Source organism: Streptomyces sp. NBC_01450 (genome assembly GCF_036227505.1).
Classification (GTDB): domain Bacteria; phylum Actinomycetota; class Actinomycetes; order Streptomycetales; family Streptomycetaceae; genus Streptomyces.
Window position 1 is genome coordinate 4896325 of the sequence record NZ_CP109480.1, and the last position, 12246, is coordinate 4908570.

At 69.3% G+C, this 12246-nt stretch carries 15 protein-coding genes; 2 read left to right on the forward strand and 13 right to left on the reverse strand.

Going from position 1 to position 12246, the window contains the following annotated elements; translation table 11 throughout:
- Window positions 1–112 precede the first annotated feature (112 nt).
- The 4 genes from OG568_RS21740 to OG568_RS21755 all read right to left on the reverse strand — a co-directional run bounded on the left by OG568_RS21740 (window position 113) and on the right by OG568_RS21755 (window position 4048).
- A complete protein-coding gene (locus OG568_RS21740; protein ID WP_329532799.1) occupies window positions 113–1132 on the reverse strand; it encodes a LacI family DNA-binding transcriptional regulator in 1020 nt (339 codons plus the stop codon).
- An 89-nt stretch (window positions 1133–1221) separates the two neighbouring features.
- Complete coding sequence (locus tag OG568_RS21745) at window positions 1222–1416, reverse strand: DUF397 domain-containing protein (RefSeq protein ID WP_329532800.1); 195 nt, start codon at window positions 1414–1416, stop codon at window positions 1222–1224.
- Window positions 1413–2228 (reverse strand): helix-turn-helix domain-containing protein, encoded by an 816-nt coding sequence (locus OG568_RS21750; RefSeq protein WP_329532801.1) that lies wholly within the window; start codon window positions 2226–2228, stop codon window positions 1413–1415. The genes OG568_RS21745 and OG568_RS21750 overlap by 4 nt, the downstream gene beginning before the upstream one ends.
- A gap of 107 nt (window positions 2229–2335) precedes the next feature.
- Window positions 2336–4048: a caspase family protein gene (locus OG568_RS21755; RefSeq protein WP_329532802.1), complete on the reverse strand. Its 1713-nt coding sequence runs from the start codon at window positions 4046–4048 to the stop codon at window positions 2336–2338.
- An 80-nt stretch (window positions 4049–4128) separates the two neighbouring features.
- Here OG568_RS21755 and OG568_RS21760 point away from each other — a divergent pair, with 80 nt between their 5' ends.
- The gene (locus OG568_RS21760) at window positions 4129–4581 is read left to right on the forward strand and encodes an effector-associated constant component EACC1 (RefSeq protein WP_329532803.1); all 453 of its coding nucleotides are present in this window, start codon (window positions 4129–4131) and stop codon (window positions 4579–4581) included.
- Window positions 4582–4623: 42 nt separating this feature from the next.
- Here the strand turns inward: OG568_RS21760 and OG568_RS21765 are convergent, their stop codons facing one another.
- From OG568_RS21765 to tsaB, 4 genes are read right to left on the reverse strand one after another with little or no spacing between them, the layout of a single operon-like run.
- Window positions 4624–4881, reverse strand: coding sequence for a hypothetical protein (locus OG568_RS21765; RefSeq protein ID WP_329532804.1), 258 nt, complete (start codon window positions 4879–4881; stop codon window positions 4624–4626).
- Window positions 4878–5993: a tRNA (adenosine(37)-N6)-threonylcarbamoyltransferase complex transferase subunit TsaD gene (gene tsaD, locus OG568_RS21770; protein ID WP_329532805.1), complete on the reverse strand. Its 1116-nt coding sequence runs from the start codon at window positions 5991–5993 to the stop codon at window positions 4878–4880. Before tsaD ends, OG568_RS21765 begins: the two co-directional genes overlap by 4 nt.
- On the reverse strand, window positions 5986–6492 hold the full coding sequence (gene rimI, locus OG568_RS21775) for a ribosomal protein S18-alanine N-acetyltransferase (protein ID WP_266591357.1): 507 nt from the start codon (window positions 6490–6492) through the stop codon (window positions 5986–5988). The genes tsaD and rimI overlap by 8 nt, the downstream gene beginning before the upstream one ends.
- A 17-nt stretch (window positions 6493–6509) precedes the next feature.
- Window positions 6510–7172, reverse strand: a complete 663-nt coding sequence (tsaB, locus tag OG568_RS21780) for a tRNA (adenosine(37)-N6)-threonylcarbamoyltransferase complex dimerization subunit type 1 TsaB (RefSeq protein WP_266437152.1) — start codon at window positions 7170–7172, stop codon at window positions 6510–6512.
- 122 nt (window positions 7173–7294) lie between these two features.
- Here tsaB and OG568_RS21785 point away from each other — a divergent pair, with 122 nt between their 5' ends.
- Window positions 7295–7849, forward strand: coding sequence for a hypothetical protein (locus tag OG568_RS21785; RefSeq protein WP_329532806.1), 555 nt, complete (start codon window positions 7295–7297; stop codon window positions 7847–7849).
- Between the two features lie 97 nt (window positions 7850–7946).
- Here OG568_RS21785 and OG568_RS21790 read toward each other — a convergent pair whose 3' ends face one another.
- From OG568_RS21790 to OG568_RS21810, 5 genes are all read right to left on the reverse strand, one after another.
- On the reverse strand, window positions 7947–8120 hold the full coding sequence (locus tag OG568_RS21790; RefSeq protein WP_329532807.1) for a hypothetical protein: 174 nt from the start codon (window positions 8118–8120) through the stop codon (window positions 7947–7949).
- Between the two features lie 150 nt (window positions 8121–8270).
- On the reverse strand, window positions 8271–8804 hold the full coding sequence (gene tsaE, locus OG568_RS21795) for a tRNA (adenosine(37)-N6)-threonylcarbamoyltransferase complex ATPase subunit type 1 TsaE (protein ID WP_266627601.1): 534 nt from the start codon (window positions 8802–8804) through the stop codon (window positions 8271–8273).
- The gene (locus OG568_RS21800) at window positions 8770–10008 is read right to left on the reverse strand and encodes an alpha/beta fold hydrolase (RefSeq protein WP_266437160.1); all 1239 of its coding nucleotides are present in this window, start codon (window positions 10006–10008) and stop codon (window positions 8770–8772) included. The genes tsaE and OG568_RS21800 overlap by 35 nt, the downstream gene beginning before the upstream one ends.
- A 157-nt stretch (window positions 10009–10165) precedes the next feature.
- Window positions 10166–11320 carry an alanine racemase gene (gene alr / locus OG568_RS21805; RefSeq protein ID WP_329532808.1) on the reverse strand — a complete coding sequence of 385 codons (1155 nt, stop codon included), beginning with the start codon at window positions 11318–11320 and terminating at the stop codon, window positions 10166–10168.
- A 46-nt stretch (window positions 11321–11366) separates the two neighbouring features.
- On the reverse strand, window positions 11367–12197 hold the full coding sequence (locus tag OG568_RS21810) for a L,D-transpeptidase family protein (protein ID WP_329536411.1): 831 nt from the start codon (window positions 12195–12197) through the stop codon (window positions 11367–11369).
- Window positions 12198–12246: the final 49 nt, after the last annotated feature.

A 12246-nucleotide genomic window follows, 5' to 3' on the forward strand; every position in this document is an offset into this window, starting at 1 on the left:
GCCCAATGATGGGTATGTCAACGCTCCTGACAAATGCGGGAGGCAGAGAGATCCACGCGACGGCGACCGGACGGCGAAAGGAAAGGTGGGGCGCGTAAGCAGCGCCCGGGCGTCAGACGAGCGGAGCCGTACTCGCCCGCACGACCAACTCGGTGGCGAGCTCGATCCGGGGGGAGGCGGGCTCCTCGCCGAGCGCGAGGCGCAGCACCGTACGCGTGGCCAGTTTGCCCATGTCCGCCAGGGGCTGGCGCACGGTCGTCAGCGGCGGGGCCGACCAGCGGACCTCGGGCAGATCATCGAAGCCGACGACGCTCAGGTCCTCCGGCACCCTGAGGCCCCGGCGGCGCAGCGCCTCGATCGCCCCCAGCGCCATCTGGTCGCTGGCGGCGAACAGTGCGGTCGGCGGTTCGGCCAGGTCGAGCAGGGTGTTGCAGCCGTCGAAGCCGGCGGAGTGGTAGAAGTCGCCGGGCACGACCAGCGCGTCGTCGACGGCGATGTCCGCGCCTTCCAGCGCCGCCCGGTAGCCGTCGAGCCGCGCCCGTGAGCACAGCAGCCGGGGCGGCCCCGCGATGAACCCGATCCGCCGGTGCCCGAGGCCGAGCAGGTGCTCCGTCGCGGCCATGCCACCGGCCCAGTTGGTGGCGCCGACGGTCGGCATGTCGAGGGCAGGCGAGCCCGCCGGATCGACCACGACGAGCGGCACACCGAGCCGCCGCAGCTCGTCATGCAGCCGAGGTTCCAGGACGGACGTCACCAGGATGACGCCGTCCGAGGCGCGCGCCCTCAGATTGGTCATCCACTGCCGGGCCGACCCCGAGGCCCCATGAATGGCCGACACGACCGTGCCCACACCGGAGGCGTGCGCGACCTCCTCGACCCCGCGGATGATCTCCACGGCCCACGGGCTGTCGAGATCGTTGAAGACCAGGTCGATCAGGGCGGCCCGGTCGCCCGGAGCGTTCGGCTTCCGCTGGTAGCCGTGGTGGCGCAGCAGGTCCTCGATCCGGGCCCGGGTCTCCGGCGACACGTCGGAGCGGCCGTTGACGACACGGGACACGGTGGGCACCGAGACCCCGGCCTGCCGGGCGATCTCGGTGATCGTCACCTTGTTCTTGATGCTCTCCCGGGCCACTGCGCCCACCTCCGTTGCCGAAACCTTGCAGGAGCCTTCCGGAAAACCGGGGCTCGCGTGAAGGCTACAGGGAGAGGGCGGGGGTGATTTCAGTTCACCTGAGCCGCGGCGTGCGCGACGAAGGCGGTCCAGGCGGAGGGGGTGAGACCGAGGTGGGGGCGGGTGATGTCTTTGGAGTCGCGGATGTGGATGGTGGTGGGGGTGGGGGCGACTTCGATGCAGCTGTCGCCTTGAGGGCTGCTGTAGCTGCTTTTGAACCAGTCGAGTTCGGCGGCAGTGCTCATAACGCTCCTCGGATCTGCTTGAGCAGGTCCTTGGAGTCCCCTGGCGGCAAGGCCTGCGAGCGCAGTGTTGCATAACGCTGGCCAACGATGACGACCTCTTTCACGTCGGTGATCAGCCAACCGTGCTGCTGCCCTTCCGCGTAGGCGAACCGCCTCCCGTCCTCGGTTTCCAGGAGCTGGAGCGGCCCCGCGAGACACGCGTGCTCCTTGTAGTTCATCGCCATGATCTGCACCTGTACGTTGCGTGCGTCCATGCAGGTCAGAATGTGGTCCAGCGCCCCCCGCATGACCTCCGGACCGCCAAGAAGACTGCGCAGGACCGCCTCGTCAATGATGAAGCTGAACGAGGTGTTGGCGCGCTCACGCAGAAGTCCTTGCCGTTCCATGCGCGCCTGGAGCTGTGCTTCCATCTCCTCCTCGTTGAGCAATGGAATGTTGTTGGAGAACGCGGCGCGAGCGTACGCCTCCGTCTGCAACAGACCTGGCAGGATGCGGCACTCGTATGTGTCGAGACTCGCCGCCTCCCGCTCCAGCCGCGCCCACATCCGGAACCACGCCGCCAGGCCCGGCTGACGCGCCATGAACCGAAACGCCCTCCGCAACGCCCCCGTATCCCCCAACACCCCCTCCGCCAGCTCCACGAACCGTTCGTCCGCCAGCCTCCGCCCCAACTCGATGGAAGCGACCGAGTGCTTGGACAGATGAACCCGCGCCCCGAACTCCTCCCGGCTCAGCCCCGCATGCTCCCGAAGCCCCTGGACGAACCCCCCGAACGTCTTCATGCTGTCGGACGACCCGGGCTCACCAGTCATCCACCCACCGTCATGCACCATGCACTTAGAGTCACGAAACTGTCGCCGTACTGTCCGCCCCACGATCGCGTACTCCGCGCACAGTACGTCCGCAACAGGTCAGCGGTTCAGCGCGAGGAAACGACCTGCCGGAAGAGGCGTATCGGACCGACTGCCCCACCGCCCAATCTCCCTACGGGCGTGCCCAAAGGGAGGGCGACACCGTCACCGAGCGCACAGCCGAACAGGGCCAGCCCCACCCCCAGTGCGCTGACGCCGGGCAGGACTCCCGTCTGTATGGAAAAGACGAGAATCGGCAGGCAATTGGTGAGGGCGAGCAAGGTGAGCCTCTTGCGTGAAAGCCTGAAAACCCACACGAAAAACATTCCCGCAAAGCCCGCCACCTGCAGGGCGATCACCACGCCGCTGAAGTCGTTCGACGTGCCGTATCCGAGCTCTTCTCGCGGAGTGAAGACACCGGCCAGGACGAGCAACGAGGCCGCGAGGTAGGACGCATCACCGTAACCGGCCCTGCTGACGCACACCGTCCCGACAATTGCTCCGCAGAGCGAAATTGCCAGTGAGTACGGAAGAATCGGTAGATCCTCGCTGATTAAAGTGACGAAGACCGGCACGACGAACAGGCAGGCGACCGCATCGCGCCCGACGCGTACACGTCGAACATAGGGACGGCCAAGCATTTCGAGAAATTCTCTGCGCGACTGCGCCGTCCGGGCATACTTCCGCGCGATGAGAAGCTCCCAGAGTGACCCCACGGCCAGCAGTACGGAAAGGGAAATCAGCACCGCACAATACAGGAGGTACAAATCCGGATCCATCAAGCGACCACTGTAGGTGTCGGAATATTCGTATTCCTGATAGAGCAGGTTTTCCTCGTTGGTGGCCATGCCCACCGCCAACAGCGCGATCACCAGGGACAGGACGAAGTACATCAGCCCCGAGATGCTGTCCCCGTACGAGTAGTCCTTCCGCCGCCGCGGGGCGAGATTGGCCAGGTGAGCGCCTAGGGTGACCCGTTCCGCGTCCGGATTCCCGGGGGCGGCAGCGGGCGCGGGGTCCGCCACCCGATCCTGCGGGTCCGCACTCCGCCAGCCTTCCTGCTCGGGGCGAACGCGTCTCGCGAGGACCAGGTCGCCGGATCCGTCGAACTTGCGCCGAGGCGGGGAGTGTCTGCCGGAGAGCCGGGTGCTCATGTGCCTGAACACCTCGTCCAGGCTGACTTCACCCGAATCGTCGAGGCCCGCTGTCCCCGCTTCAAGCGCGTCCGCCAAGGCCTGGGTGAAGGGGCTGGCCGCTCCTGGGGATTCCGCATCGGCAGCCACATCGATCGCGCTGGACGCGGTGATGACGTATCTCCCCTTCCCTGCGAGGGAATCCGGGGTAACTTGGGGCCTCCCCTTGAAGGCCCCGCTGTGGCAGCAGTCGAGAACAACGATCACGGTGCTTGCCGGCGTCTTCTTCATGATCTTGTTGAGCGAGTCCGCCGAAACCGCGGTGGAGACCATCCTGTTCTGCACCGAGTCCCTGCCGCAGAGAAAAAGCTCCTGCTGTTCTCGAAAACCGTGCCCACTGTAGTAGAAGAGCAGGGTGTCCCCCGTCTTCCCCTTGGCGAAGAAGTCCTCGGCCAGCGCCATGATCTCTTTCGAGGACCGTTCGTAGAAAACTTCCACGTCTTCCGAACGGAACTTTCCCGTTCGAGGGTTCGTGAGCGACGACCAGAGAATCAACCCGTCTTTCCGTGGTCCTTCCAGCCCGGGAAAACGGGAAGGGTCCTCAGGGAAGATGGAGTTGCAGATCACCAATGCGCGGTACACCGCCACCCCCGTTCCGCTATGTTGCCCGTCAAGCAACAAGTAGATCGCCCGTATCGTACTCGGCGATCTCCGTACAGGAGGTTGGGATGACTGAATCGGTGAAGATCAGAATCCAGGCGGAGGTCGCCGGGCTGGCAGCGGACCACCCGGTCGCGCAAGAGGCACTCGATGATTTCGCGAGTGACGCCCGGGAGGTGCCGGGCCTCTCCGTGGAGGAGGGAGGCGTGCCCGTCCCGGGTGAGAAGGGCGGCGTTTCCGCACTCCTCCTTGCGCCCGGAGCGCCGTCCGTCGCATGGGCCGTGGTCAAACTCGTAGAACTCTGGCTGCGGCGTGACCGCTCGCGCTCCATGACGATCACGGTCCAACGAGACGGCAGCGACGAGCTCACGGTAAACGTCTCCGGTGAACAGATCTCCACCCAGGCGCTGGAGGCGGGCATCGCCAAGGCCTTCGGGGATACCGAGGACGCAGAGACCTCCGAGGCCACAAAGACCTCCGAAGAGGAAGACGCCTCGGAAGACACGACGAACGAGACGTAGACAAGCCCCGGTGACAACGGAATCGGGGACGGAAGAACCCCGTCAGCCCCCGTCAACCGATTCGAACCGCCATCGATGAACCGCCCGGGTCACCAACTCCCCGTCGGGCTCAGGCAGTTCGGGCAACTCGGCCTCGTACGCCGCGTCCCACCAGGTGATGACGAGCACCCGGTCCTGCGGCGCGCGCAGGACCTCCCGCCGCAGCGGCTCCGCCGGCAGCTCCTGCGCCCGCACCCAGGCGAGCAGTTCCTCGCCCCGCCCGGGAACGGCCCGCGCCTCCCACATCAGCGCGACGGTCACGAGTAGAGGTTCGCCTTCGAGACCTCGTGCACGTGATCATGGTCGTGGGTGTGGGCATGCTCGTGCGAACGACCGGGCACATGCGGGTCCGTCACCGGCAGCGAGGAGTCGGCCGACAGGTCCCAGTCGGAGGCGGCCCGGTTCCGGGAGACCATCTCCGCGCCCAGCGCGGCCACCATCGCCCCGTTGTCCGTGCACAGCTTCGGCCGCGGCACCCGCAGCCGGATCCCCGCGGCCTCGCAGCGCTCCTGGGCGAGCACCCGCAGCCGGGAGTTCGCGGCCACACCGCCACCGATCATGAGGTGGTCGACGCCCTGGTCCTTGCAGGCCCGTACGGCCTTGCGGGTCAGCACGTCCACCACCGCCTCCTGGAAGGACGCGGCCACATCGCGCACCGGCACCTCCTCCCCCGCCGCCCGCTTGGCCTCGATCCAGCGGGCCACGGCGGTCTTCAGACCGGAGAAGGAGAAGTCGTACGCCGCGTCGCGCGGCCCGGTGAGCCCGCGCGGGAAGGCGATCGCGGCGGGGTCGCCCTCCTTCGCATACCGGTCGATGACCGGACCGCCGGGGAAACCGAGGTCGAGCACGCGGGCGATCTTGTCGAAGGCCTCGCCCGCGGCGTCGTCGATGGTCGCGCCCATGGGCCGCACATCGGAGGTGATGTCGGTCGAGAGCAGCAGGGACGAGTGGCCGCCCGACACGAGCAGGGCCATCGTCGGCTCCGGCAGCGGGCCGTGCTCCAGCTGGTCCACGCAGATGTGGGAGGCGAGGTGGTTGACGCCGTACAGGGGCTTGCCCAGCGCATACGCGTACGCCTTCGCCGCCGAGACCCCGACGAGCAGCGCGCCGGCCAGCCCGGGCCCCGCGGTGACGGCGATGCCGTCCAGGTCCCTGGCGCTCACCCCCGCGTCCTTGAGCGCCCGGTCGATGGTCGGCACCATCGCCTCCAGGTGGGCGCGGGAGGCGACCTCGGGCACGACGCCGCCGAAGCGGGCGTGCTCGTCGACGCTGGACGCGATGGCGTCCGCGAGCAGGGTGGTACCGCGGACGATGCCGACGCCGGTCTCGTCGCAGGACGTCTCGATACCCAGGACCAGCGGTTCGTCAGCCATTGCTCTCTGTTCCTTGTACGCCGTTTACTGAGGGTGAACCCGCGGCTGGGCCGCTGTCGGACGCGGTGTGCAGCCGCATGACCAGGGCGTCGACGTTGCCCGGCTGGTAATAGCCGCGGCGGAAGCCGATGGGCTCGAAGCCGAAGCGCTCGTACAGCTTCTGTGCGCGGACGTTGTCCACCCGGCACTCGAGCATGACCTCGGCGCACTCGAACGCGGTCGCGGCCCGCAGCAGCTCGGTCAGCAGCCGGCTGCCGAGGCCGGTACTCCACTGATCACGCCGTACGGCGATGGTCTGTACGTCGCCCAGGTCGCCGGAGGCGGCGAGCCCGGCGTATCCGACGAGCTGCCCGCCCTCGACCGCGACCACATACCGGCGCGTCGCCTCGGACCCGCGGGCGTGGGCCAGCTCGGACCAGAACATCCCCCGCGACCAGGCGTCCTCGGGGAAGAGGTCCTTCTCCAGTTCCAGTACGGGATCGATGTCCCACCAGCGCATCTCGCGCAGCTCGGCCGTCACTTGGGGGTGACCACCTTGTAGTTCTTGGGCACCTGGGCGTCCGGGCGGCGCAGGTAGAGCGGCCGGGGCGCCGCGAGCTCCTCGCCCGCCGCGAGCCGCTCCGCCGCCAGGGACGCGAGCGCGGCCGCCGAGACGTGCTCGGGCGCGCGGGCGTCCGGGAAGGTGTCGGGGTAGAGCAGCGCGCCCGCACCCACGGCGGGCAGTCCCGCCACGGCCTCGGCGATCTCGGCGGGCCGGTCGACGGCGGGCTCCGAGACGCGCGTACGGGGGTCGTCGTACCTGGCCCAGTACACCTCCTTGCGCCGGGCGTCCGTCGCGACGACGAACGGCCCCTCGACGCCGGTGCCGTCGGCGGCGTAGGCGAGCCCGTCGAGGGTGCACAGGCCGTGCACGGGCACGCCGAGCACGAGGCCGAAGGTGTCCGCGGTCATGAGGCCGACGCGCAGCCCCGTGTACGGGCCGGGGCCGACGCCCACGACGATGCCGGTGACGGCGTCGAGCTTGAGGTCTGCCTCGGCGAGCACCCGGTCGACGGCCGGCAGCAGCAGCTCTCCGTGCCGGCGCGCGTCCACCTGGCTCGACGAGGCGATGACGGACGTGCCGTCGTGCAGGGCGACGGTCACGGCGGGGGTGGCGGTATCCAGAGCGAGCAAGAGCACGCAAACAGCCTACGGCGCCGGAGCGGGACGCACCGCCGCCCCGGTCTGCGGGGTGGCGGCTGCTACCGTCACCACAAAGGACGTAATGGACACGAACGTGGTACGAGAGGCGGGTACACAAGGTGGCTGGGAGCAGCTCGGGATTCGTGGCCGGGCTCACCGCGGCGGCTGTCGCGGTGGTCGGCTTCCTCGCCTACCAGGCGTCCGCGAACGTACCGGACACCCTGGGCAAGCCCCTCGCGGGCGCGTCCCCCAAGGCTCCTGCCACGAAGGCACCCCGGGACAAGAAGAACCCGGTGGCGCTGCCCGTCGGCTCCGGCAGGGGTGAGCGGGTCGTCTACTCGGTCGACGACGACCGCGTGTGGCTGGTCACCGCGGACAACAGGACCGAGCGCACCTTCCCGGTCACTCCCGGCACGGTGGACCCGGCGGTCGGCACCTACGCCGTCACCTCACGCTCCAAGGCCGTCACCGGATCGGACGGCGCCCAGATCGAGCACGTCGTCCGCTTCACCGCCGTCGACGGCGTGCCGATCGGCTTCAGCTCCGCCATGGACGGCTCCACGGGTTCCCCCGACTCCACCAAGAAACTCGGCGGCATCCGGGAGTCCCGCAAGAACGGCACCGCGATGTGGAACTTCGCCACGATCGGCGTGAAGGTGGTCGTCATCCAGTAGTCGGCGGGCCTGCGCATAGCCGCGGGCCGGCGGGGGCTGGTCGCGCCCACGCGGCGAAGCCGCACGATGTGGCAGCCCCGCGCCCCTCTCGGGGCGCTCACGCCGCCTTGCGGACCTGCTCCTTCGAAGAAGCCCCCGGAGCCTGGGCCACAGGCGCCGCCGGCGGCCTGGAGACCGCGTCAGCGGCCGCGCATGACGCCAGCAGATCCCGCATCGACACCCCGCCGCCGCACGGCTGCTGCACCGGCACGTCACGTTCCGAAGCCGACATGGACGCCTCCTGGGGATTCGGGGGCAAGCGTGGTTAGGTAGACCTAACTACGGACTGAGGTCCATGTGACCACGGCCTGGACGCCGAACGCAACATCTTGCCGACGACTTGTCGGAACCTTCACGCCCCCGGAACCTTCACCCAGGGTGATCAAGCCGCGAGCACGCTCAGATCGACCGCCGCCCAGCGCTCCCCGAGCCCGGTGAGCGTGACGTGCCGCACCTCGTCCGTGGTGTCACCGACGGCCCGGTGGATGACGACGTCGAGCCGGTCGTCGGTGAGCTCCTCGACCTTGCCCTCGCCCCACTCCACGACGATCACCGAGTCGGAGAGCGACACGTCGAGGTCGAGGTCCTCCATCTCGTCGAGCCCGCCGCCCAGGCGGTACGCGTCCACGTGCACGAGCGGCGGACCGTCACCGAGGGAGGGGTGCACACGGGCGATGACGAACGTCGGAGAGGTGACCGCGCCCCGTACGCCGAGCCCCTCGCCGAGCCCGCGCGTCAGCGTCGTCTTGCCGGCGCCGAGCTCCCCGTTCAGCATCACGAGATCGCCCGCGCGCAGCAGCTTGGCCAGGTGAAGGCCCAACTCCCGCATCTGCTCGGGCGAGTTGACGGTGATCCGGACGTTCACGCCCTCGACGGCGGGCTCAGCCGGGTTGTGCGCTGCTGCTGGTGCTTCCATAGCCACCCACGGTAGCCCCTGCCGGGACGGCGCCCGCGCGCATCAGGAGGTCGGCGAGACGGTCTATGACCACCTCGGGGTGCTCCAGCATGACCAGGTGCCCGGCGTCCGGGACGAGTACCAGTTCGGCGTCCGGCAGCAGGTCCGCGATCGCCTCGCTGTGCTCACTCGGCGTCACCATGTCGCCGACCCCGGCCAGCACCAGCACCGGCAGTTCGGCGAAGTGCGCGAGGGCCGCGGTCTTGTCGTGCTCGGTGAACGCCGGATAGAACTCCGCGACCACGTCGATCGGGGTGCCCTCGATCATCCGTTCGGCGAACCGCACGATGGCCGGGTCGACGTCCCGGGACGCGAACGAGTACCGCTTGATGATCCCCGCGAACAGGTCGGCCGTGGCCCGCCGCCCCCGCTCCACCAGGGCGGCCTGCTGACCGAGCGCCTTCAGTACGCCGGGCAGCACCCATCGCACCGCGTTGACGCCCGCGACGGGCAGCCCGAAGTTGACCTCGCCGAGCCGCCCCGACGACGTACCGACGAGCGCGACGGCGACGACCCGCTCGCGGATGAGGTCCGGGTACTGATCGGCCAGCGCCATGACGGTCATGCCGCCCATGGAGTGCCCCACCAGCACGATCGGCCCCTCGGGCACGGCCGCGTCGATGACGGCCTTCAGGTCCTGGCCGAGCTGGTCGATGGAGACGGGTGTGTCGTCCTTCGTCTGGGCGACCCCGCGCCCGGAGCGGCCGTGGCTGCGCTGGTCCCAGTGCACCGTGCGCACCACACCGCGCAGCGCGGCCCGCTGGAAGTGCCAGGAGTCCTGGTTGAGGCAGTACCCGTGGCTGAAGACGACGGTGACGGGGGCGGGAGCCTTGCGCCCGAAGAGCCGCCGCCGGCGCGGGGTGAACGTCACATCCTGTTCGATGTCGTCCACCTCGTAGTACAGCTCGGTGCCGTCGTCTGCGTAGGCCTTGCCGGGCGTGCCACGCAGCGAGCCGTACGGGCCCGTCGAGTCGAGCGCGAGGCGGGCCTTGTTGCGCATGCCACGGCCGACCGTGAGCCGCTCTATGGCGACTCCGGCGGCGGCGCCCGCGGCGACCACGCCTATGGCGACGCCGGCGATACCGGCCTTGCGCCAGTTCCCGGCGGCGGAGGCGACGGCCGCCGCGGCGACGTCCGTCACGGCCTCCGCGCTGCTCTCGCTCACGTACCGCTCCTCTTCGCCGGGGTCTCGTTCACTTCGGAAGGTCGTGCTGGGGGTGGTGCCGGTCGTGCTGAGGTCGTGCCGGAGGTACCGCTGGTGGTGCAACTATGTCCTGTTGCCCTGTTGTCCTGCGCGGGGCACCCCCTGTACTCCTTGTGGGTTACCCGCCTTGTTCCTTATTCACGTATACGCGCGGCACTCGGGTTCCGATCCGGGTGACGATTTCGTACGCGATCGTGCCCGCCGCCCGCGCCCAGTCCTCGGCGGTCGGCTCGCCCCGGTCGCCCGGACCGAACAGGATCGCCTCCGAACCGGGCACCGGCTCGTCCCCGTCGAGATCGACCACGAACTGGTCCATCGCGACCCGTCCCGCCACCGTCCGCCACTTGCCGCCCACCAGCACCGGCCCGGTGCCGGAGGCATGACGCGGAACGCCGTCCGCGTAGCCGACGGGAACAAGGCCCAGGGTGGTGGCACCGGCAGTGACGTAGTGATGCCCGTAACTGACCCCATGGCCCCCCGGTACGTGCTTCACCAGGGCGAGGGACGCGCTCAGCGTCATCACCGGGCGCAGTCCGAAGTCGGCCGGGGTGCCGATCTCGGGGCTGGGCGAGATGCCGTAGACCGCGATCCCCGTCCGTACGAGGTCGTAGTGGCTCTCGGGGAGGGTCAGCGTGGCCGGCGAGTTCGCGATGTGCCGCACTTCGGGACGCACGCCCCGCTCCTCGGCGTACGTCACCATCTCTCGGAAACGGTCCAGTTGGGCCCGGATGGAGGGATGCCCCGGTTCGTCGGCGCAGGCGAGGTGCGACCACAGACCGGTGACATGGATCAGCCCGCGTTCCTCGGCGCTCAGCGCCTCGCTCACGAGTTCGGTCCAGTCGGCGGGCTGGCAGCCACCGCGCCCGAGCCCGGTGTCGGCCTTGAGCTGCACCCGGGCGGGGATCCCGGCCGCCTCGGCCGCGGCGGTGACCTCCCGCAGGGCCCACATCCCGCTCACCGACACATCGAGGTCGGCCTCGATGGCCTCCCGCCACGGACCGCCGGGCGTCCACAGCCAGCACATGATCCGGTTGTCGGTCAGGCCGGCCGCGCGCAGGGCGAGGGCCTCCTCGGGGGTGGCCGTGCCGAGCCAGGTGGCGCCCGCCTCCAGCGCCGCGCGGGCACAAGGGACCGCGCCGTGGCCGTACGCGTCGGACTTGACCACGGCCATCAAGGCCGCGGACGGCGCGTGGGCGCGCAGGGTCCGCACGTTGGCCCGCAGGGCGGCCAGGTCGATCTCTGCGCGGGCGCGCAGGGGTGCTGTGTCGTTCATCGCGCCCCCAGTGTCTCAGAGGGGCCCGAGGGCCCCCGGACGACGGTCAGGTGCCGACCCTGCGGCCCCACACGTACACCCTGTCGCCCGTCTTGATGGTGTTCCACAGGGAGCGGGCGTCGGCAAGGCGCAGATTGACACAGCCATACGAGCCGTTCGGGTCGTAGATGCTGCCGTAGATGGCGTGGAACGCCTCTCCGCCGCTGAAGAACTGGCTGTACGGCATCGGGGTGTTGTACAGCGTCGACCAGTGGTTCTTGTGCTTCCAGTAGATCTTGAACCAGCCGGTCCTGGTCCGGTACCCGGCCCGCCCGCTGCGCATCGGCACCGGTCCCCACAGCACCTTCTTCCCCTTCTGCACCCAGGTCAGCTGCCGGGTCAGATCCACACACGCGACGCGGGACGAGCGGACGGGGCACTTCCCGGCCGCGTTCGGGTTCTTCTTCGCGGACAGCAGCTGCATCCCGGCCCAGGTGACGGGTCCCGCGAAGCCGGTGTTCGGCTTGATCCCGTGCTTCGTCTGGAACGCCCGGATGGCGGCGCAGTCCCTCGCCGACTGCTTCCCGTCGACCTTCAGCTTCAACCACCGCTCGACCTGCCGCTGATACGGCCCGGTCAGCTTGGAGCAGGTCACGGACTTGCCCGCGACGGCCTCGCTGAGAGGGATGTACTCGATGAGCGCGTTCGTCTCCGCGGCAACGTCCCTCGGCTCGACGGCGTCCTCCCGCGCGCTCGGTGTGTACACCTTCGGCGGCAGCATCTGGTCCGGCGTGTCCACCGGCCACGGCTGATACGGCCCCGGCGCCACGCCCGGCACCAGCTCGCTCCCCGGCCCGGGCGCCGGGGGCCCGGACGCAGCCGCGCCGTCCACCGACATCACCACCACCAGCGCGAGGAGCGCTCCCACGCTCCCGCATCTCATTCGT